The 20,064-nt window shown below is 49.8% G+C and carries 19 protein-coding genes; 10 read left to right on the top strand and 9 right to left on the bottom strand.

Annotated elements, in window-relative coordinates:
• Nucleotides 1-114: 114 nt before the first annotated feature.
• The 4 genes from AC07OI_RS21865 to AC07OI_RS21850 all read left to right on the top strand — a co-directional run bounded on the left by AC07OI_RS21865 (nt 115) and on the right by AC07OI_RS21850 (nt 5,050).
• Nucleotides 115-507, top strand: coding sequence for a response regulator (locus tag AC07OI_RS21865; RefSeq protein ID WP_492708021.1), 393 nt, complete (start codon nt 115-117; stop codon nt 505-507).
• Nucleotides 508-2,151 carry a diguanylate cyclase gene (locus AC07OI_RS21860; RefSeq protein WP_492708020.1) on the top strand — a complete coding sequence of 548 codons (1,644 nt, stop codon included), beginning with the start codon at nt 508-510 and terminating at the stop codon, nt 2,149-2,151.
• Nucleotides 2,152-2,387: 236 nt separating this feature from the next.
• Nucleotides 2,388-3,221 (top strand): phosphatidate cytidylyltransferase, encoded by an 834-nt coding sequence (locus AC07OI_RS21855; protein ID WP_492708018.1) that lies wholly within the window; start codon nt 2,388-2,390, stop codon nt 3,219-3,221.
• Between the two features lie 26 nt (nt 3,222-3,247).
• Entirely contained in the window at nt 3,248-5,050 is a 1,803-nt protein-coding gene (locus AC07OI_RS21850) for a bifunctional alpha/beta hydrolase/class I SAM-dependent methyltransferase (protein WP_495258693.1), read from the top strand.
• Here the strand turns inward: AC07OI_RS21850 and AC07OI_RS21845 are convergent.
• Nucleotides 4,998-5,618 carry a CDP-alcohol phosphatidyltransferase family protein gene (locus tag AC07OI_RS21845; RefSeq protein ID WP_495258692.1) on the bottom strand — a complete coding sequence of 207 codons (621 nt, stop codon included), beginning with the start codon at nt 5,616-5,618 and terminating at the stop codon, nt 4,998-5,000. The two genes, AC07OI_RS21850 and AC07OI_RS21845, sit on opposite strands and share 53 nt — an antisense overlap.
• Nucleotides 5,615-6,808 (bottom strand): phosphatase PAP2 family protein, encoded by a 1,194-nt coding sequence (locus tag AC07OI_RS21840; RefSeq protein ID WP_495258691.1) that lies wholly within the window; start codon nt 6,806-6,808, stop codon nt 5,615-5,617. Before AC07OI_RS21840 ends, AC07OI_RS21845 begins: the two co-directional genes overlap by 4 nt.
• 41 nt (nt 6,809-6,849) lie before the next feature.
• Between AC07OI_RS21840 and AC07OI_RS21835 the strand changes: the two genes are divergently transcribed.
• Together AC07OI_RS21835 and AC07OI_RS21830 are read left to right on the top strand one after the other, a co-directional pair.
• Nucleotides 6,850-7,947, top strand: a complete 1,098-nt coding sequence (locus AC07OI_RS21835) for a patatin-like phospholipase family protein (protein WP_495258690.1) — start codon at nt 6,850-6,852, stop codon at nt 7,945-7,947.
• 2 nt (nt 7,948-7,949) lie between these two features.
• Nucleotides 7,950-8,681: an SDR family NAD(P)-dependent oxidoreductase gene (locus AC07OI_RS21830; protein ID WP_495258689.1), complete on the top strand. Its 732-nt coding sequence runs from the start codon at nt 7,950-7,952 to the stop codon at nt 8,679-8,681.
• A gap of 196 nt (nt 8,682-8,877) precedes the next feature.
• On the opposite strand, the gene AC07OI_RS21825 is transcribed toward AC07OI_RS21830, so the two are convergent.
• From AC07OI_RS21825 to AC07OI_RS21815, 3 genes are all read right to left on the bottom strand, one after another.
• Nucleotides 8,878-9,273 carry a hypothetical protein gene (locus AC07OI_RS21825; protein WP_495258688.1) on the bottom strand — a complete coding sequence of 132 codons (396 nt, stop codon included), beginning with the start codon at nt 9,271-9,273 and terminating at the stop codon, nt 8,878-8,880.
• A 62-nt stretch (nt 9,274-9,335) separates the two neighbouring features.
• Nucleotides 9,336-11,663, bottom strand: a complete 2,328-nt coding sequence (parC, locus tag AC07OI_RS21820; RefSeq protein ID WP_492708628.1) for a DNA topoisomerase IV subunit A — start codon at nt 11,661-11,663, stop codon at nt 9,336-9,338.
• A gap of 51 nt (nt 11,664-11,714) precedes the next feature.
• A complete protein-coding gene (locus AC07OI_RS21815) occupies nt 11,715-13,706 on the bottom strand; it encodes a DNA topoisomerase IV subunit B (RefSeq protein WP_492708630.1) in 1,992 nt (663 codons plus the stop codon).
• Nucleotides 13,707-13,856: 150 nt separating this feature from the next.
• Here AC07OI_RS21815 and AC07OI_RS21810 point away from each other — a divergent pair, with 150 nt between their 5' ends.
• Nucleotides 13,857-14,684 carry a response regulator gene (locus AC07OI_RS21810; protein ID WP_492708632.1) on the top strand — a complete coding sequence of 276 codons (828 nt, stop codon included), beginning with the start codon at nt 13,857-13,859 and terminating at the stop codon, nt 14,682-14,684.
• A gap of 104 nt (nt 14,685-14,788) precedes the next feature.
• Here the strand turns inward: AC07OI_RS21810 and AC07OI_RS21805 are convergent, their stop codons facing one another.
• Genes AC07OI_RS21805 through AC07OI_RS21795 form a run of 3 tightly spaced genes read right to left on the bottom strand, consistent with a single transcriptional unit; the run spans nt 14,789 to nt 16,897 of the window.
• Nucleotides 14,789-15,958: a vWA domain-containing protein gene (locus AC07OI_RS21805; protein ID WP_495258687.1), complete on the bottom strand. Its 1,170-nt coding sequence runs from the start codon at nt 15,956-15,958 to the stop codon at nt 14,789-14,791.
• A gap of 40 nt (nt 15,959-15,998) precedes the next feature.
• Nucleotides 15,999-16,601, bottom strand: coding sequence for a GNAT family N-acetyltransferase (locus tag AC07OI_RS21800; RefSeq protein WP_495258686.1), 603 nt, complete (start codon nt 16,599-16,601; stop codon nt 15,999-16,001).
• Nucleotides 16,598-16,897: a hypothetical protein gene (locus AC07OI_RS21795; RefSeq protein ID WP_495258685.1), complete on the bottom strand. Its 300-nt coding sequence runs from the start codon at nt 16,895-16,897 to the stop codon at nt 16,598-16,600. The genes AC07OI_RS21800 and AC07OI_RS21795 overlap by 4 nt, the downstream gene beginning before the upstream one ends.
• On the opposite strand from AC07OI_RS21795, the gene rpsT reads away from it, so the two are divergent.
• Both rpsT and AC07OI_RS21785 read left to right on the top strand, forming a co-directional pair.
• On the top strand, nt 16,896-17,159 hold the full coding sequence (rpsT, locus tag AC07OI_RS21790) for a 30S ribosomal protein S20 (protein WP_162040741.1): 264 nt from the start codon (nt 16,896-16,898) through the stop codon (nt 17,157-17,159). The two genes, AC07OI_RS21795 and rpsT, sit on opposite strands and share 2 nt — an antisense overlap.
• A 219-nt stretch (nt 17,160-17,378) precedes the next feature.
• Nucleotides 17,379-17,636, top strand: a complete 258-nt coding sequence (locus AC07OI_RS21785; RefSeq protein ID WP_492708641.1) for a hypothetical protein — start codon at nt 17,379-17,381, stop codon at nt 17,634-17,636.
• A gap of 87 nt (nt 17,637-17,723) precedes the next feature.
• Here AC07OI_RS21785 and AC07OI_RS21780 read toward each other — a convergent pair whose 3' ends face one another.
• Nucleotides 17,724-18,269, bottom strand: a complete 546-nt coding sequence (locus AC07OI_RS21780; RefSeq protein ID WP_492708643.1) for a pseudouridine synthase — start codon at nt 18,267-18,269, stop codon at nt 17,724-17,726.
• Nucleotides 18,270-18,666: 397 nt separating this feature from the next.
• Here AC07OI_RS21780 and icd point away from each other — a divergent pair, with 397 nt between their 5' ends.
• Entirely contained in the window at nt 18,667-19,920 is a 1,254-nt protein-coding gene (gene icd, locus AC07OI_RS21775) for an NADP-dependent isocitrate dehydrogenase (protein ID WP_422942419.1), read from the top strand.
• The last annotated feature ends 144 nt before the right edge of the window (nt 19,921-20,064 follow it).

Here is a 20,064-nt window from a genome sequence, read left to right as displayed (position 1 = left end):
AGGGCTCTGCGAATGATGATTATTCTGATAATGAACAGGATTTATTGTTGTTTTACGAGTAATCTTGATTTATCCTGAGACCATCTGTTTTATCTATCGCAATAAGGAGTAGCAATGACTTCTGCAACGCTCGCCAGCATTTTGTATGTTGAAGACGATGCTGATATACAAACCGTGGCTCAAATTGCTTTGGAAGTTGTCGGTGGTTTTAGTTTGAAAACTTGTAGTTCCGGGGCGCAGGCCATTGCAGAAGTCAATGCTGGCTTTGTTCCTGACTTGCTGCTGCTTGACGTCATGATGCCGAATATGGATGGCCCGACCACTCTGGCCGAGTTGCGCAAACTGCCTGGTACCGAGTCTACGCCAGTCATCTTCATGACTGCCAAGGTGCAGTCTTCAGAAATGGATTTTTATAAGTCGCTGGGCGCCATAGGCGTTATTGCAAAACCTTTTGATCCTATGGAACTGTCAACTCAGGTGCGAGGTTTATGGCAGGAGAAGGCTTAAATGTCTGATAAAAATGATAGCCTGCAAGAAAAATTGCTTGCTCTCGAAGCAATTTTTATGCAGAAGCTGCCGTCCAAGTTCGAAGAGATTACCAGTACCTTGCAAAAGGTAGTTGAACGTCCAGACGACAAAGACTCCATGGTTGTCCTGCACCGGCACTTGCATACCATGGCAGGTTCAGCCGGTACTTTTGGCTTCGCTGACATAGGTACGCAGGCCAGGGTATTTGAATCCACACTAAAACCTCATCTTGAGGGGAAAGCCTGGGACCCGGTTGAGCTAAAGGCTTACTCGGATGAAGTTAATCGCTATTTTGAATACGCCTTAAAGCATGACAATAAGCCTGTTAATGGTGTGGCCGAGAGCGTGCAGGAAGAAGAGCGCGAATCAAGTGACCCCCATCTGATTTATCTGGTGGACGAGGACGAAGCGCAAAATCAGGAAATCACCACACAGCTTGAGCATTTCGGTTATGAGGTGGTGCGCATGAACCATCTCGGTGCCTTGGCAAAAGCAGTGGCTACTCGCAGACCGCATGTGATCGTCATAGAGCTGAGCTTCCCGGAAGGCAAAGTCGCAGGGGCTGAAGAAATCTCACGCATCAAACAGATAGAACGCTTCCGTATTCCCACGGTATTTGTATCGCGCTCCAGCAGCTTTGATTCACGTTTATTGGCAGTACGCGCCAGCGGTGACGGCTATTTCACCAAGCCGGTCGATGTTGTCGCCCTGACTGAGCGAATAGAATCCCTGCTGCAACTTGGTGAAAACAAGAGTTATCGCGTGCTCATCATTGATGATGATGCCGTGACTTCCAAGTTTTACGGCGCAATCCTGCGTGATGCAGGCATGAATGTCTACCTGCTCAATGATCCAACGCAGATATTGACGGTGATGACAGATTTTCGCCCAGAACTGCTGCTCATGGACATTTACATGCCAGTATGTAGTGGTGTCGAACTATCGCGCCTGATCAGGCAAGATAATTCCTATGTTGATGTGCCTATCGTATTCCTGTCCAGTGAGGCAGACCTCAGCAAGCAGCTCGATGCCGTCAGAGCAGGGGCGGATGATTTCATCACCAAGCCGGTGGCACCGGAATATCTGAAATCTTCCATCGCCTCAAGGGCTGAGCGCTACCGCTCTTTGCGCGCCCTGATCATGCGCGATGGTTTGACCGGTTTGTTTAATCACACTGCCATCAAGGAGCAACTCGCATCCGAGATTTCGCAAGCTGGCCGTACCGGTTCGCCTTTGGCACTGGCGATGATAGATCTTGATAACTTTAAATATGTCAACGACACCTACGGACATCCCGCTGGTGACCAGGTCTTGCGTACGCTGGCCAGGCTCTTAAGGCAACGACTGCGCCGCAGTGATATCGTTGGACGTTATGGTGGCGAAGAGTTTGCTGTGATTTTCCCGGATACCTCGGCCACCACGGCACGCCGGGTACTGGATCAGGTCAGGCTGGCATTCACCAAGATACAGCAGCATTGCGAAGGCGGGCATTTCTCCGTCAGTTTTTCTGGAGGTGTGGCCGATCTTGAATCTACGCTGGATGCTGATGATTTATTCGATATTGCCGATGCTGCCATGTATGTGTCGAAGCAGGAAGGGCGCAACCGTATCAGCCTGGCCTGACCTGCTCTGATCTACTGAGCAGCAAGTAAAACACAGGCTGCCATAGGGTACCGAGCCCATGGCGGCCTGTTTTGTTTGCGGCTCAACTTTGATAGAGGCATTGTTTCTTATGCTTACATATTGAAAAAGCAAGTGCAGACAAAGTTCAGTGTACACTGGAGTATCTTTATTGCTGTTCAGGTTGCTTAGTGTTTTCAAAATTTCTTCTCGGCAATTCAACTCTGGCTGCCATGTTGATGCTTTACCTGCTTCTGGCTTTTGCGAGTGTTGGAGTAGGCAGGCATAGCTCGCCCGAAAGCCAGTTGCGCAAACAGGTGAATGCCTGGTGGTTTATTTTTCCCATCGTCAGCCTGAGCCTGTTTTTGTATCCTCTGGGGCCACTCCTGATGGCTTTGCTCATCGTGCTACTGGCAGTGCGTGAATTGTCCCTGCACTATACTGGTCCGCGTTGGCGTTTTTTGTTGCCGTGCTTCATATTGGTGGCGCTGCAGATAAGCTTGCAATATGTGGACAGTTTTGATCCCAGCCTGATTTTACCCGCCATACTGTGTCTGCAAGCGCTGCAGTTTTTCATCTGGCGCCAGCGCAATCAATTACTCCTCATGCTGTTTGTACTGCTCTGTTATGGCTTGAGTTTCATGCTGGATTTATTGACGCTGCCGTTTTCAAACGAAGTCAGGCTGGCCTGGTTTTTTTATCTGTTTGTCGTTACTGCCCTCAACGATATAGCCCAGTTCGTCAGTGGAAAAATTTTTGGCAGGCAAACCATCGCCCCCACTATCAGCCCGAATAAAACCGTGCAGGGCCTGATGGGAGGCGTGGTGATTTCCATGCTCGTATCACTTGGCCTGGGTACCTACCTGCATCTGGCCAGCCCTGCTTACTTGCTGTTGATGGGCGTCTTGCTGTCGTTCGGTGGCTTTGCCGGTGACCTGATTTTTTCTGCAGCCAAACGCTATTTGAAGATCAAAGATTTTTCTGAACTGATACCTGGGCATGGCGGCATACTGGACAGGGTAGATAGCCTGGTCCTGACCGCACCCCTACTGTATCTGGGATTGTTATTTTGAAGAAAAGAATTTAATAAGGACTATGCATGACAACAGAATTGCAAACGAAATGGCTATGCAGTGAATCCGGCTTTGACAGCCATGACAGTACCCGTTTGTTTTATCGCATCTGGCAACCGCTGGCTATTCCAGCAGATCAGCCACAAAAAGCCCTGATATTCTTACACCGTGGTCATGAACACTCTGGCCGTATAGGCCCATTGGTAGAACAATTTGGTTTTACCCAGGACTGGGCCTTTGCCTGGGATGCGCGCGGCCATGGTAATTCGCCAGGTGAGCGTGGTGATGCACCTGATTTCCAAACTATGGTGCGCGATTTTGACAGCTTCATCAATCATATCCAGCAAAGCTACGGCATCGCCAAAGAAAACATGCTAATCGTGGCAAACAGTGTGGGTGCTGTGATTGCAGCTACCTGGCTGCACGATTATGCGCCGCGGGTGCGTGGTGTAGTGATGGCTGCTGCCGCATTTGATATCAATCTGTATGTGCCGCTGGCTAAGCCGGCGTTGCGCTTTGCCACTTGCTTCAAGCCTGACTTGTTTGTCACCAGCTATATACGCTCATCGATGCTCACGCATTCTGCCGAGCAGGCTAAAGCTTATGATGCAGACCCGCTGATTACCAAGAATATTTCTGCAAGGGTGTTGCTGGACCTGGCTGATACAGCCAGGCGGGTAGTGCAGGACGCCCAGGCGATAGATGCACCAGTGCTGATGCTGGTTGCCGACAAGGATTATGTCGTCAAGCAGGCACCGCAAAAGCAATTTTTTGAAAGTATCTCATCTACGTTGAAACGCTATGTCCTCATAGAAAACTGCCATCACGCGATTTTTTATGAAAGTGAAAACCAGGTGCAGCAAGCCATACAGGCAGCGAAGGATTTCATCATCGAATGTTATGGTAAAGACTTGTTGCCTTTGCCGCATTATTTCAAGGCAGATACCTTAAGCCAGAGTGCGCGCCAATACCAGGCACTGCAACAGGGTAAGTTGGGTGGTGCGCTGGAAAACGCTTTTTACGGCATGCAAAAGTTTATGTTGAGATATTTGGGTAGACTCAGCAATGGCATGACTATTGGCCTGCAACATGGCTTTGATTCCGGTGCTTCACTCGATTATGTTTATCGCAATCAGGCGGGTGGTCGTTTGTTCATCGGTGGCATGATAGACCGTGGCTATCTGGATGCCATAGGCTGGCGCGGCATACGCCAGCGCAAGGCGCAGATGCAGCAGACCTTGTCTGATCTGATACAGCGATGCCCGGCAGACCAGACAGTACGCATACTCGATATTGCTGCTGGTGGTGGCCGCTATGTGCTGGAAACCATCAAGCGCTTCCAGAACCGCAATATAGAAATCAGCCTGCGTGACTTTGACCAGGCTAATCTGGATCAGGCCAGATTGCTGGCTGAACGTTTGCAGTTGAAAAACAAGATCAGCTATCAATGCCGCGATGCCTTTGCTGCAACCAGTTACCCCGCCGAGGAAGATGCCTATGACATCGTCATCGTCTCGGGCTTGTATGAATTATTCAGCGACAATGTGCTGGTACTGGCATCCCTGCGCGGCATACAGCAGCAATTGAAAATTGGCGGGCACCTGGTCTACACCGGTCAGCCATGGCATCCACAATTATTGATGATCGCCAAAACACTGAATAGTCATCGGGGCCAGTCATGGCAAATGCGCCCGCGACCACAGGCAGAAATGGATGCCCTGGTTGCCAGCATAGGTTGCAAAAAGATTGCGACCCAGCTTGGCATAGCCGGGATATTTACGGTGTCGGTGGCACAGCGTGATGCGGCAACGCCCGTTTTATCCGATTGAACAAAGTCCAGAGCAAGAGTAACAGGACGATGATCAGTACGGCGTTCAGACAGATAGCTGGTAGCTGAAAAGCTACCAGCAAAGCCAGCAAACCAAAGGCAAAAGCGCGGTCGCTTTTGCCCATGGGGCCATCAAAGCGGCGTTTTGAACCTGCCAGCAAGGCTGCCACGCCCGCAAATTCTGTCAGCAAGCCCAGCATGGCCACTGCAATCAGCAAGGGCAGTTGTATGCCCACTACCAAAGCAAAAGGCAAAACCAGCGCAGCATCTGAAACCTGATCGCCAATTTCATTGAGAATGGCCCCAAAAGCTGTTTTTTGCCCGGTAAAATTCGCCAGCATGCCATCAATCGCATTTAATGCCATGCGTACAAACATGAAGACAGGCAGGCCCAGCCACAGGCTTTTATTTTGCGGATAACAAGCCAGTGCGATGCCATAGATGATGGATAAACACATTGCCAGCAAGGTCACCTGATTTGGTGTGATATGCCGTTTTGCCAGACCAGCCAGTAGCGGTTGCAGCAGTTGCTGGAAGCGTGGCTTCAGTTGGTAGATAGAAAAACTCATGACTTGCTTTGTGTCCCTTGTGACATATACAGTTTGGCCAGCAATATACTTCGGCTATAACCCATGGCGCAATGCAGGTAAACAGTTTTGCCGGCAGCTATTTCTTCATGCAGATATTGCAGTATTTCGCTGACTGCTTCTGGTGGCGGTGTCAACAAATCCAGCAGAGGGACGTGCCGGTTGGCTGGTGTGCGCAAGACGGGACTTTCGCTGAGCTCATTTGCCAGATCAATGATGCTGCAAGCGGTTGGCAATTGTGCTGCTTCTGCATTGCTGAGGCGGCGTCCTACCCAGAGTTGTTCTGTCAGTTTGATAATGAGAGGTTTGTGTCGTTCACGCCAGGCCACAGCATGCCAGGTCAAGTGGTAACCAAGCAGATAGGGCGCATACAAGAGCCATATCCACCAAGGATAGCCTCCTTTTTTCTTATGCAAGAAATGACGATCACGGCGATAATACGCCAGGCTGACCAGCAAAAGACTGCACGCGATATACAAGGCCAACAGGCTGTGGAGGGCGATCACTCCTATGATGAGAAACAGGCTGGCAAAGATCAAATAATAAAATGCCACCTGTGGCTCAGTCTTTTTCGGTTTGACAAAGATCATGCAGAGCCAGGCCAGCAATGCGCCGCTTATGACATCCAGCACGTGATGCTGATAAGTGAACAGGGTCGAGACAGCCGTCAGTATCAACCACATTGCCAAAGCCATGCGTAGCAGAGCAGACCTGACGTGTTCACGCAAACCAAACCAAAATAAAACGCAATAAGCGACATGTAGCGATGGTAATTGATTATATGGTTTGTCTATTAATGCCAGATAATCATAAAGATATGCGCACCATGCAGAAGAGATGGCTGGCCTGGGCCAACTGAATTGCAAGGGGTATAGTACAAAAATGAAGGATGCGACTACGGTTGCCAGCAAGAGACGCTGGCTGAGTACGCGCAATTGATCCCGGTTGCTCACCATGATGAAAGCCAGACAAAAAAACAGGCCAGAGCTGAGATAGGGAACGATCATCCATTGTAAAAACGGGATACCAGCCTCAAATGACAAAGCAGCGTGGCGTGCTATCCCTTGCTGTTGTGCCAGCACATTCGCGGTCAGATAGCACAGGGCAAACGTCAAGGCATTCAGCAACCAGTGACGCAAGCGGTGTTGCACAGTTGCAGGAGTGGACGGCATTTGGTGTATGTTTAGCCTTAACAGTGTGATATTTTAGCAGTATGAATCAAGTTAAAAAATATAAACGCTGCATGGTATTGGCAGGCGGTGGGTTTCGTTTTGGTATTTATCTGGGAATGTACGCAGCTGCCTGCGAGGCTGGCCGTGCGCCTGATATTCTGCTGGCAAGCTGTGGTGGTGCCATTGCGGCAAGTATTATCGCCGCGTTTCCAGATGATGCACAGCGCAAGGCATGGCTCAGTTCTGAAGAGATGTATCACTACTGGAGTGGTTTGAAATCGTCCCCGAGGGCGGGCATAGTCCGCGCTTTGGCGTTGGCTGCCAAGCGCGGTTTTGGGCGTGACTCTGCCAACACCATACCTGACCTGTTCAATGAATATCTGTTTGAAATCCCGGCTGAACTGCCTTTACCACCTGTCGCAGCAAGTGAACAGTCTGTCGCCACCGCCATTATAGGTGGCAAACTGCTGTTTAATGAAAGTGAAGTCGGGCAACTGCGCGGCCAGCGCAAATTATTTGCAGAAACCGTGTTTTGTGATCCAAGAGCAGCAGCGCTGCTGGACGGTATGTCTTCGCCATTAGCAGACCCGCGTTGGGGTGAGCATGCCATTTCAGAGCAGCTATTGTGTGACGTACAAACGCCAACCAGTCTGGCAGCACGTATTTCTATCACAGACATGTTTTATTTCCGCTGCCATACCCACACCGATGGCAATTATTTTGGTGGCGTACTGGATTTATTCCCCATTGAGATCGCAAAACGCCTGGCCGATGAAGTCATGATGGAATTCAAGCAAAGCTTTGACCAGGCTTTTTCCATCCCGGCCTGGCGTACCGTATTGGGCCTGGACGGCAATGCGCGCCTGCGTTATGCAAATGGTCAGTCAGTCGATGTGCGTATCGATACTTCTGACGTGGCGACGGTATTGGCCAAGGAGTCGGTACAAAAGAAACTGGACTGGCGCAATAACCGCATACGCCTGAGCATGCCCGAAACCCACGCCACTTATGTCGCCTATATGGAAGCGCAATGGCAGTATGGTTATGCGCGCGGCATGGAAGCCTTTACCAGACAGGCCGCCTATGATGAAGCCATCATGATACGCAGCAGCGACAAATACAGCAGGGGCGTGGCCTGAGCATGATGAACATCATGGTGATAGGCGGCACCAGCGGCATAGGCCTGGCGCTTGCCCGTCACTATTTGCAGCGCGGTGACAGAGTAGCAGTCTGTGGCCGTGACTTGCAGCGCCTGCCTGCTGACTTGGATAGCCTTGCCAGTTTAGTCAGCTACCAGTTTGATATCGCAGACCGTGCCGCCTTGTCGCAAGCCATCGATGATTTTGCTGCGCAAGGCCTGGATATGCTGATCGTCACAGCTGGTATTTATTTCAATACCCGCAGCCACTTGCTGGATGAAGCGGCTACTCTGCACATGCTGCGGACCAATGTCAGCGGCCTGAGCCACGCGTTTGAATTGGCAGCTGAAAAAATGCTGCTGCAAAAATCGGGGCAACTGGTTGCCATCTCATCCGTCGCGGGTTTGCTGCATGATTATCCTGGTGCCTCTGTGTATAGCGCGACCAAGCGCAGTGTATTGAGTTTGTCTGATACCTACCGTATTGCGCTCAAGCCTTTTTCCATTGCCGTGACTGCGATAGTGCCGGGCTATATTGATACCGCGAAGCTGCGCGCTTTGAATGAGGGTGATGCCAGTCATAAGCCTTTTATCATGCCTGAGCAGAGCGCGGTAGCTTTGATTGCGGATGCTATTTCTGCGCGGCGTGACAGGCTGGTGTTTCCGTGGCAGATGAAGTGGCTGATTGCGCTGCTCAATCTTTTACCGAGGTGGGTGTTGAAGTTGAGGAAATAGTACGGACTCTTGCAGAATTCCTTCGCGTCAACAATACAGCAACCGTAGTTACGTCATTCCTGCGTGTTTTTGGCAGGAATCTAGAGTCGTTCGTAGCATGTTGTGAAGTTCATTAATTTCAGATTCTTAGCCAATCTGGCTTCTTTAAAACTGGCACATGTAATTTTACGATTGCTGGCCGGTGGTAGACCGGCGGCTACATCCCTTTTTGCTTCGCTAAAAAGAGATGCCAAAAAGGCGACCAAGGCGTCGTCGCCCCTGCGGGGTTCCCGTTTGTGCGGTACAAAAAATGGGAAGATCCGAAACTCGCTTCCCTTGCAGGGCGCGCAATCGCTTGCAAGCGATTGCCGTTACGCAGGCGTGCAGCATGCTGCACGAAACCCCTGCTACACCTCAGACAGCGGCTCTTCTTATTCCATTTTCTGTACCGCACAAACGGCGTCGACACATGGGAATTGCAAAAGTCAAAAACAACGTCAACATCAAAAACGTCAGTGCAGCCAATGCTGTTTGTTTTCAGAATACTGTCGATTAACGGATATTTGAATCGCAGCACTACTTGTTGGCAATCCCCTAATAAAAAATCGTCCATGACATCATAGCCATGGACGATTTTCAATTCAATAATTAGCGAATGCTAATTAAAAACAGCGTTTACTCTTTCGCCATAATCTTCTGCAAGCCAGTAGCCTTGATCTTGGCTTCCAGCGCCTTGCCTTTGCGGGCACGCTTGCCTATATGGATACCCAGGCCTGTTGCGCTGAGATTGACTTCCTGTGGTTTGCCGCCACGACCTATGCCATGCACGCGCACCCCGCGCTGGCTGATGGCCTGGGCTGAAACGAGGCTTTCCTTGTCTTCCAGTTCCATCAAAATCACGCCACGGCCACCGCTGGAAAGCTGCTTGATTTCTGCCAGGCCAAAGACCAGCAAGCGGCCTTTTTCGGACAAACAGGCAATTGCACTGGCGTCTTCTGTGACGACGGCAGGTGGCAGAGGCAAGTCGGCTTCTTCCAGGGTCATGAAGGCTTTACCGGCTTTCATGCGACCTACCATATCGCCGACTTTTGCCGTAAAGCCATAGCCAGCGGTGGAGGACAGTAGCAGGCTGATATCGGCATTGCCAGCAAAATAATGCAAAATCTTGCTGCCAACTGCCAGGTCGATCAGCGTGGTGATAGGCACGCCATCACCACGCGCACCGGGCAGGGCGGAGACGGCCACGGAATATACGCGGCCATTTGATCCAAACACCAGCAATTGATCTACTGTACGGCATTCAAAGGTGCCGTACAGGCTGTCGCCCGCCTTGAAGGTGAACTGGCCATTGTCATGACCATGACCGGTACGTGCACGTACCCAGCCTTTTTCCGAGATGACGACAGTGACCGGTTCATCGATGACTTTTTGTTCTACTGAAGCCTTGGCAGCTTCTTCGATAACCGTACGACGGGCATCGCCAAATTGTTTGGCATCGGCTTCGATTTCCTTGATGAGCATGCGCTTCATCGAAGAAGGATTTTCCAGCAAGTCATGCAGGCCCGCTTTTTCTTTACGCAATTCATCCAGTTGCTGCTGGATCTTGATGGCTTCCAGACGTGCCAACTGGCGCAAGCGGATTTCGAGAATATCTTCAGCCTGGATATCTGACAGCTTGAATGCTGCAATCAGTGCAGGCTTGGGATCATCAGATTCACGGATGATGCGTATGACTTCATCAATATTCAACAGTACCGCTTCACGGCCTTCCAGGATATGGATGCGGTCATCAACCTTCTTGAGACGGAACTGGGTACGGCGTGTGACGGTTGTAAAGCGGAAGGCTATCCATTCACTGAGGATGTCAAGCAAACCTTTTTGACGTGGACGGCCATCGCCACCTATCATCACCAGATTGATCGATGCAGAGGTTTCCAGTGAGGTATGAGCCAGCAGCATTTGCATGAACTCGGCCTGGTCCTGGTTCTTGGATTTTGGTTCCAGTACCAGGCGTACAGGCGCATCCTTGCCGGATTCATCACGCACGGTGTCGAGCACCGACAGGATGACCTGTTTCAATGTTACCTGTTCTGGCGACAGGGTTTTCTTGCCCAGCTTGATTTTCGGATTGGTCAGCTCGTCGATTTCTTCCAGCACTTTCTGTGAGGAGGTGCCAGGTGGTAATTCTGTGACCACGGCTTGCCATTGGCCGCGTGCCATCTCTTCTATCTTCCAGCGTGCACGCACCTTCATGCTGCCGCGGCCAGTTGCATACATATCCGCGATGGTGGATGCTGGCGTAATGATTTGTCCGCCGCCCGGGAAGTCGGGGCCGGGGATGTATTCCATCAGCTCTGCATGTTTCATGGCCGGGTTGCGTATCAAGGCCACTGCGGCTTTGGCGACTTCAGTCAGGTTATGCGAAGGGATTTCTGTCGCCAGACCCACTGCAATACCGGATGCACCATTCAGCAAGACGAAAGGCAGGCGGCTAGGCAGTAATTTTGGTTCTTCAGTAGTGCCATCATAATTGGGCTGGAAATCAACCGTACCCTGGTCGATTTCATCCATCAGCAATTTGGAGATCGGTGTCAGGCGCGCTTCTGTGTATCGCATGGCCGCTGCGCCATCGCCGTCGCGTGAGCCGAAGTTACCCTGGCCATCAATTAGTGGATAGCGCAGGGAGAAATCCTGCGCCATACGCACCAGCGCATCATAGACTGACTGATCGCCATGTGGATGCAGCTTACCGAGTACATCACCAACGACGGCAGCAGATTTACGCGGCTTGGCGGCAGAGTTCAGGCCCAGTTCATTCATCGCATACAGGATGCGGCGCTGCACTGGCTTTTGGCCATCGCAAACATCGGGCAGGGCGCGGCCTTTGACGACCGAGATGGCGTAGTCAAGATAGGCGCGTTCTGCAAAGGTCGCCAGGGTCAGGGTTTCACCATCGCCTGGTGGCGGTGGAGTTTGATCAAATAAATTCGCTTGTTCGCTCATGGTTCTATTCGTATTTTTTGTATTCTTCTGTGGTCTGTGAGGTCAGATATTTTATATGTCAGCTTCAACAGCGTTTCCGTGCTCTTCTATCCAGGCACGGCGGGCGGCGGCTTCGCCTTTGCCCATCAGCATATTGAAACGGCCTTCAGAAAAGACCTGATCAAACTCACCCAGAGAAACTGGTAATAGACGGCGTGTATCCGGGTTCATGGTGGTTTCCCATAACTGGCCTGCATTCATTTCACCCAGGCCCTTGAAGCGGGAAATTGCCCATGCACCATCCTTGACACCGTCCTTGCGTAATTTGTCTTCAATGGCGATGAGTTCACCTGCATCCAGCGCATAGATTTTTTGTGCTGGCTTTTTGCCACGTGCAGGTGCATCAACGCGGAACAGCGGCGGACGCGCCACGCAAATGTGACCACGCGCAATCAGCTGCGGGAAGTGACGGAAGAACAGTGTCAACAACAAGACCTGGATGTGTGAGCCATCAACGTCTGCATCAGAGAGTATGCAGATTTTGCCATAGCGCAGATTGGTAAAATCAACGATTTCATTCATGCCATGTGGGTCTACCCCGATGGCAACGGCAATATCATGAATCTCGTTATTGGCAAACAGGCGGTCGCGTTCTGCTTCCCATGAATTCAATACCTTGCCGCGCAGTGGCAAGATCGCCTGGAATTCTTTGTCGCGACCCATCTTGGCAGAGCCACCGGCTGAATCACCCTCGACGAGGAAGATTTCATTGCGGGTAGTGTCATTCGATTCGCAATCTGTCAGCTTACCTGGCAAGACGGCCACACCTGAAGATTTTTTCTTTTCCACTTTCTGGGCAGAACGCAGGCGCGATTGCGCTTGCTTGATGACCAGTTCAGCCAGCTTCTTGCCGTATTCCACGTGGGAATTCAGCCACAGTTCCAGCGGCGGCTTGGTGAAAGACGATACCAGTCGTACGGCATCGCGTGAATTCAGCCTTTCCTTGATCTGGCCCTGGAATTGCGGATCCAGTACCTTGGCTGACAAAACGAAGGATACGCGGGCAAATACGTCTTCTGGCAACAGCTTGACGCCTTTAGGCAGCAGCGAATGCATCTCGGCAAAGCTCTTCACCGCGCCAAACAGGCCTTCACGCAAGCCGGATTCATGCGTACCCCCAGCAGGAGTAGGGATGAGGTTGACATAGGATTCACGGACGACATTGCCTTCTTCTGTCCAGGCAACTACCCAGGAAGCACCTTCACCTTCGGCAAAGCCGTCGCTGTCGGAATTGGCAAATTGCTCGCCTTCAAACAGCGGGATCAGTGGTTCTCCGTGCGAAGACTGCGCCAGTGCTTCGGTCAAATAGCCACGCAAGCCCTGATCATATTGCCAGGTCTGGCTTTCACCCGTTTTGGCATTGAACAGCGTGACTTTAACACCCGGCAGCAAGACTGCCTTGGAGCGCAGCAGACGCTGTAATTCGCCTTGCGGGATATTGGCGCTGTCAAAATACTTGGCATCTGGCCAGATGGTGACACGCGTGCCATTCTTTTTATCGCCCCTGGCCAAAGGCTGGCTGCGTAGCGGTTCTATGACATCGCCATGGGCAAAAGTCAATTGATGCAGGCCCGCTTCACGCCATACTGTGATTTCCAGACGTTTGGACAGGGCATTGGTGACAGATACGCCGACGCCATGCAAACCACCAGAGAAGGCGTAGGCACCACCAGAACCTTTGTCAAACTTGCCGCCCGCGTGCAAACGGGTAAACACGATTTCTACAGTCGGCACGCCCTCTTCAGGATGCAAACCGACTGGAATACCGCGGCCATCATCTTCTACACTGATACTGGTATCAGCATTGATGGTGACCAGAATGTTTTTGCAATGCCCGCCCAGCGCCTCATCCGAGGCATTGTCGATGACCTCTTGTATGATATGCAGGGGGTTTTCGGTGCGGGTATACATCCCCGGTCTTTGTTTGACCGGTTCCAGACCTTTGAGTACTCGGATGGATGATTCGCTATAGTCGGACGGAGAAGTATTTTTTTTAGTGGCCATGCGAATGAAAATCTGTTGTTTTGGTTAATTTTTTGATGATGTTTTGCAATTTTTTTGCGAGGCTGGCAGAATTAAGCTGTATTCTTGCAGCGTTTTTGCAGCTATTGTAGCTGCAATGATCGAAGCTGCAATGTGTAAGATGGAAAAACGATGCCAACAAAAACTCCAACGATCGCGATCCGACTGCTTGGATTTTCTCCAAAAGAGGAAGAAACCTTCTCAACCGTTCTTGCTGTTCTCCGCGAGAAGGGCTATCGCTATCTGGTTTTAAAAACCGGTAGTCTACAAGATCCTGACATTCATATTGTCAATGCAGAAGATTTAAAAGCACTTGCGACCCTGTCCGACCTCAATCTCGGTGGCGCGCAGCCAGTATTGCTCATAGGTAAGACTGATGTCAATTTACATTATCAGTCCATGCCGCGCCCTATACGCTGGCGCAAACTGTTTGATGTGCTTGACGAATTAATTGACCGCCGCCAGCTCTTGCTGACCACTTTAAGCGCCTTTGGCGAAGTGGCCGTGCCTGAGCGTCGCCGCCGCGAACGCCTTGATCTTGACCTGACCGACCCCAGCGAATACCAAAAAATGCGCAGGCCCAGCGTGCCCAAGGGCGGCATCATGATTGTCGACAAGGACATGCGTTTTCGCGAATATGTCGCCATGATCATGGATAAATATGGCATCACCGTGACTTTGGCCTGCGACGAACGCAGCGCTTTGATGCTGGACAAGAATAATCGTCACGCCATGACGATGATCAATTCTTCAACCCCGGATATTGACCCTTATCGCCTGTGTGCTGAGTTAAAGAAGCAAAATACAGACCGTAGGACAACGGTGATATTTCTGGTGGACAAGAGTTTTAATTATAAAGTTGCAAATGCACAACAGGCAGGGTGTGAGGGCTTTCTGACCAAGCCTTTGTCGAGGAAGCAGGTTCTGTCGACGATACAGAAGTTTTTACAGCTGCGGTGAAGCTGATGCAAGACACGATCTTGCCCCTGATGTAAGTTACATATCTGTGATGTGATAAAAAAGCTTTGCCTGAGCAGTCCAGCAAAGCTTTTTTGATTTTATTGTCACTTGCTTAATAAACGCATCCCCCGCTCCAGGCCCTCTATCGTCACCGGAAACATGCGGTTACTCATAATCTGCTTGATCACCGATATTGATTGCCGGTATTGCCACAGCCCTTCAGGTTCAGGATTGAGCCAGATGTATTTCGGGAAGGCAGAGGTAAACCGTTGCAACCAGGTCGCCCCAGCTTCTTCATTGTTGTATTCGACAGAGCCGCCGGCCTGCAGGATTTCATACGGACTCATGGTCGCATCACCGACGAAGATGACCTTGGTGTCGGGCGTGTATTTGCGCAAGACATCCCAGGTCGGGAATTTTTCTGCGTGACGGCGGCGGTTGTTTTTCCACAGGTAGTCATAGACGCAGTTATGGAAATAAAAGAATTCCATGTTTTTGAATTCGGTCTTGGCGGCAGAAAATAACTCTTCAGTCTGGGCGATGTGATCGTCCATGGTGCCACCTACATCCAGCAACATGAGTACTTTGATATTGTTTTTGCGCTCAGGCTGCATCTTGATGTCGAGATAACCGGCATTGTTTGCGGTAGCCTTGATGGTGGCATCGAGTGCGAGTTCTTCTTCTGCACCCTGACGGGCGAATTTGCGCAGGCGGCGCAGGGCAACCTTGATATTGCGGGTGCCTAGTTCGCGTTCAGCGTCATAGTCTCGGAAGGCGCGTGCCTCCCACACCTTGACCGCGCTACGGCCGCCGCCTTTGCTCCCTATGCGTATGCCTTCAGGATTGGTGCCGCCATTGCCAAAGGGTGAAGTACCACCCGTGCCTATCCATTTGCTGCCACCTTCGTGACGTTCTTTTTGTTCTTTGAGCAACTCCTGCAATCTGTCCATCAACTTGTCATAGCCAAATTTCTCTATGGCGGCTTTTTGCTCATCGGTCAATTCACGCTCCATGCGCTTCATGAGCCAGTCCAGTGGGATGTCGGGGCGCTTTTCAAAGATCGTGTCTATACCCTTGAAGTACAAACCAAAAGCCTTGTCGAACTTGTCATAATGCGCTTCATCCTTGACCATGATGGTGCGCGACAGGAAATAGAAATCGTCGAGTGACATGCTGATCAGACCTTTTTCCATGGCTTCCAACAGCATCAGGAATTCCTTGATGGATACCGGAATCTTGGCGTCTTTCAGGGTAAAGAAAAAATCGATCAGCACTTGTCATTCTCCGTATTTATAACTCTTGCTTTTATTTACTTTATTGCGCTTCGTATTTGGTGTGCATATACTGCAAATTCTTTTTAACACCCGCCCATTCAGAATTCAGGATGCTATATACCACCGTATCACGGATGCGGCCATCAGGCAAAATCATGTGATTGCGCAAAACAGCATCGCGCTTGGCACCCAGTCGTTCTATTGCCGCTTGTGAGCGGCGGTTAAACCAGTCAGTGCGAAATTCAACGGCAATGCAGCCAAACTCTTCAAAGGCATGGCCCAGCAACAACAGCTTGCATTCGGTATTCACCGGGCTGCGCTGTACCCGTTGCGCATACCAGGTATAGCCTATCTCCAAGCGTTTGTTATTGATATCCATATTACAGTATCTGGTGGCACCGACTATCTGGCCAGTCGTATTTTCGCGGACGATAAAGGGCACGGCTTTTTGCTGTTGTTGCATTTCCAGTGCAATATTCAGCCAGTTCTGGGTATTCTCAGGGGAGGGGACTGAGGTAAAAAACAGTTTCCATAACTCGCCATCGGCTGCTGCTGCCTGGATATCTGCCAGATGATGCTGTTCCAGCGGTTCCAGACTTACGTGTTTTCCTTTTAATGTAATTGGCTTGCAGAGCATGTTCATCCTTTGGCAGTGGTGTAAGCAGAGAAATGGCATTGATAGTAAAATTTGGTGCAGACGCTTAGTTTTGCATCCCTTACCTCATGCGCATAGATACAGTCGTGCAGATTTTGAGCATGACAGTTGCGTAAATCCTGCTGAAACAGCAGAAATGCGCATGCCTGTTGTAAGAATCGACAGGAACGCTTGCTATCAAAAATAAATCCGGTTATACTGCAAAGCTGTATAGAATTTTGCGGCGTGGCATTTAAATCAAATGTTTTGACCTCGTCGCTTTGACCACGTTTAGGAAATCTCATGGCAAATACCGCACAAGCACGCAAACGTGCTCGTCAAGCAGTTAAACTGAATGCACACAACTCCAGCCAGCGCTCCACGCTGCGCACAGCGATCAAAGCTGTTCGTAAAGCGATCGAAGCTGGTGACAAAGCTGCTGCAGCAACAATTTTCCAAAGCTCCGTATCGGTTATCGACCGTATCGCTGACAAGAAAATCATTCACAAAAACAAGGCTGCTCGCCATAAGAGCCGTCTGGCATCTGCTTTGAAAGCACTGGCTTAATCTTTTAAGCCTGTTTTTAAAGCTGTAAAGTTGGCATTGATTTGCTGACTGCCTGAAGTGAAAAAGCCGCAATTTATTGCGGCTTTTGCTTTTGTATTTCGGGATTACTTTTTGTGTCGTTTGATTTTTTATACAGGCAGCCAGTGCTTAATGTCAGATGCAAAAAAAGGCAGGGATTAGCCTGCCTTGCTTCTGTACTGAAAAAAACGACAGAATTACATGGATGCAGAAGCGGATGCAGATGCTGCTTTAGCTTTCTTAGCTTTTTTCGCTTTTTTAGCTGGTTTGGAAGCATCTGTAGATGCGGCGGCAGCAGCGGAAGCGGCTGGAGCTGATGCTTTAGCTGAAGGAGCAGATGCTTGGGCGAAAGCAGTAGAAGCAAACAGACCTACGACCAGAGCGGCGATCAATTTTTTCATTTTGGTGTCCTTCATAAAGTATTGGTTAAGTGTGATTCAATTGAATCAAGGCAAATAACGCTACCGGTGAATTGGGCGTTGACAGGAATTCTAATTAATTTATAACGTTTATGGATTTTTTTCTGAATTTCTGTGCAAACATTATTTAAATTTTAACTTCTTGCCATTCGCCAGGCAGTAAAGGGTGGGTTTCCAGCGAAAAACCGCCTATGCTGATACGCACCAGGCGCAAGGTTGGCAAGCCAACTGCTGCAGTCATGCGTCTGACCTGGCGATTTTTCCCTTCTGATAAAGTCAGGCTTAGCCAACTGGTTGGTATGCTCGCCCTTTCCCGCACCGGCGGATTGCGTGACCATAGCCACTCAGGTTGATATACGTGCTTGACGATGCAGGGCTGAGTCACAAAATCACCAAGGTCCAAAGGTTGGCGCAGTTTCTCAAGTGCCTCGCGGCTTGGTGTGCCTTCGACTTGCACCAGATAGGTTTTGGCTTGTTTGTGGTCAGGGTGGCTGATGCGGTTTTGTAATTGACCGTCATCAGTCAGTAATATCAGTCCCTCACTGTCTGCATCGAGCCGGCCAGCGGGATATATGTGCGGGATCTTGATATAGTCAGCCAGGGTAGGGCGACCAGGGTGTGCCGAAAACTGGCACATCACATTAAACGGTTTGTTGAGTAAAATCAGTTTCATGGCAATATGGTAACCGTAAAATGCACTTGTATAAATGAATAGCAGCGCATTGTCTGCCATGTAAAAGATAGAGCTAATACTGGAACTAATACAAAAGAAACGATTTGCCAAATGATTGTAAAATGTTTTCTGTTTTGCAATTTTTAGAGCTTGGGCATGTGAGATTGCCTCTAAGCTTGCCATTTTGTATTTTCAAATAAGGTAGTACGTGAAAACCGAAGGCGCCGTGAGGCCAGCAAAGCTGACAAACTGATGGCATACGGTAAAATAGTAGTGCATAATACGAAATGATGGTCTTGTGTCTTATAGAAGAGTGATTGCTCTATAAAATATAAATACGCAAGACAAATGATGAGAAAAGCGCGACCCGCTTGATCGCCCAACTACGGAGAAAACGATGTATCAACATATTCAAGTACCTGCTGAAGGTAAACAAATTACCGTCAATGCTGATTTTTCATTGAATGTTCCTGACAATCCTATCATCCCATTCATCGAAGGCGATGGTACTGGCGTTGATATCAGCCCGGTCATGATCAAGGTCGTCGATGCGGCCGTAGCAAAAGCCTATGGCGGCAAGCGCAAAATCAGCTGGATGGAAATCTATGCCGGTGAAAAATCTACTAAAGTATATGGTCCTGACGTCTGGTTGCCAGAAGAAACACTGAAAGTCTTGAAAGACTACGTTGTTTCCATTAAAGGCCCATTGACGACACCAGTTGGCGGTGGCATCCGTTCTTTGAACGTGGCACTGCGTCAAGAGCTCGACCTGTATGTCTGCCTGCGCCCAGTGCGTTATTTCAAAGGCGTGCCATCCCCAGTGCGTGAGCCAGAAAAAACTGACATGGTCATCTTCCGTGAAAACTCTGAAGATATCTATGCTGGTATCGAATTCGCTGAAGGTTCTGACCAGGTTAAAAAACTGATCAAGTTCCTGACTGAAGAAATGGGCGTCAAGAAAATCCGTTTCCCTGAAACTTCCGGTATCGGCGTCAAGCCAGTATCCCGTGAAGGTACAGAACGTCTGGTACGTAAAGCAATCCAGTACGCCATCGACAATGACAAGCCATCTGTGACTATCGTCCACAAAGGCAACATCATGAAATACACCGAAGGTGGCTTCCGTGACTGGGCATATGCTCTGGCACAAAAAGAATTTGGCGCTGAACTGATCGATGGCGGCCCATGGTGCAAATTCAAGAATCCAAAAACAGGTAAAGAAATCACTGTTAAGGATTCCATCGCTGATGCATTCTTGCAGCAAATTTTGTTGCGTCCAGCAGAATACAGTGTTATCGCTACACTGAACCTGAACGGTGACTATATCTCTGACGCACTGGCAGCTCAGGTTGGTGGTATCGGTATTGCTCCAGGCGCGAACCTGTCTGACTCTATCGCCATGTTTGAAGCTACTCACGGTACAGCACCTAAGTATGCTGGTAAAGATTATGTGAACCCAGGTTCCCTGATCTTGTCCGCAGAAATGATGTTGCGTCACATGGGCTGGCTGGAAGCAGCTGATCTGTTGATCAGCGCGACAGAAAAAGCCATCACAGCCAAGAAAGTCACTTATGACTTCGCCCGTTTGATGGAAGGCGCGACACAAGTGTCTTGCTCCGGTTTTGGCGATGTCATGATTGAAAACATGTAAGTTTGATTCTTTTGTTCTGGCTTAAAGAAATTTAGGCAGATGACGAAGAACAGTTAAAGCCCCCTGTTTCAAGACAGGGGGCTTTTCCTTTTGCATTGTTGCTTTTTTTTTGTTCTGTAACTCAGCACTTTTGAAGCATTTCTT

Source organism: Undibacterium sp. GW821-FHT07F11, assembly GCF_059418665.1.
Note: the sequence above shows the minus strand (reverse complement) of the source record. Positions and strands in the feature narration are given on the sequence as shown.

What these genes read in the sequence shown, in the direction of transcription:
- AC07OI_RS21865 (WP_492708021.1), top strand. Translation starts at nt 115, where the DNA reads ATGACTTCTGCAACGCTCGCCAGCATTTTGTATGTTGAAGACGATGCT.
- AC07OI_RS21860 (WP_492708020.1), top strand. Translation starts at nt 508, where the DNA reads ATGTCTGATAAAAATGATAGCCTGCAAGAAAAATTGCTTGCTCTCGAA.
- AC07OI_RS21855 (WP_492708018.1), top strand. Translation starts at nt 2,388, where the DNA reads ATGCTTTACCTGCTTCTGGCTTTTGCGAGTGTTGGAGTAGGCAGGCAT.
- AC07OI_RS21850 (WP_495258693.1), top strand. Translation starts at nt 3,248, where the DNA reads ATGACAACAGAATTGCAAACGAAATGGCTATGCAGTGAATCCGGCTTT.
- AC07OI_RS21845 (WP_495258692.1), bottom strand. Translation starts at nt 5,618, where the DNA reads ATGAGTTTTTCTATCTACCAACTGAAGCCACGCTTCCAGCAACTGCTG.
- AC07OI_RS21840 (WP_495258691.1), bottom strand. Translation starts at nt 6,808, where the DNA reads ATGCCGTCCACTCCTGCAACTGTGCAACACCGCTTGCGTCACTGGTTG.
- AC07OI_RS21835 (WP_495258690.1), top strand. Translation starts at nt 6,850, where the DNA reads ATGAATCAAGTTAAAAAATATAAACGCTGCATGGTATTGGCAGGCGGT.
- AC07OI_RS21830 (WP_495258689.1), top strand. Translation starts at nt 7,950, where the DNA reads ATGATGAACATCATGGTGATAGGCGGCACCAGCGGCATAGGCCTGGCG.
- AC07OI_RS21825 (WP_495258688.1), bottom strand. Translation starts at nt 9,273, where the DNA reads ATGGACGATTTTTTATTAGGGGATTGCCAACAAGTAGTGCTGCGATTC.
- parC (WP_492708628.1), bottom strand. Translation starts at nt 11,663, where the DNA reads ATGAGCGAACAAGCGAATTTATTTGATCAAACTCCACCGCCACCAGGC.
- AC07OI_RS21815 (WP_492708630.1), bottom strand. Translation starts at nt 13,706, where the DNA reads ATGGCCACTAAAAAAAATACTTCTCCGTCCGACTATAGCGAATCATCC.
- AC07OI_RS21810 (WP_492708632.1), top strand. Translation starts at nt 13,857, where the DNA reads ATGCCAACAAAAACTCCAACGATCGCGATCCGACTGCTTGGATTTTCT.
- AC07OI_RS21800 (WP_495258686.1), bottom strand. Translation starts at nt 16,601, where the DNA reads ATGAACATGCTCTGCAAGCCAATTACATTAAAAGGAAAACACGTAAGT.
- rpsT (WP_162040741.1), top strand. Translation starts at nt 16,896, where the DNA reads ATGGCAAATACCGCACAAGCACGCAAACGTGCTCGTCAAGCAGTTAAA.
- AC07OI_RS21795 (WP_495258685.1), bottom strand. Translation starts at nt 16,897, where the DNA reads ATGAGATTTCCTAAACGTGGTCAAAGCGACGAGGTCAAAACATTTGAT.
- AC07OI_RS21785 (WP_492708641.1), top strand. Translation starts at nt 17,379, where the DNA reads ATGGATGCAGAAGCGGATGCAGATGCTGCTTTAGCTTTCTTAGCTTTT.
- AC07OI_RS21780 (WP_492708643.1), bottom strand. Translation starts at nt 18,269, where the DNA reads ATGAAACTGATTTTACTCAACAAACCGTTTAATGTGATGTGCCAGTTT.
- icd (WP_422942419.1), top strand. Translation starts at nt 18,667, where the DNA reads ATGTATCAACATATTCAAGTACCTGCTGAAGGTAAACAAATTACCGTC.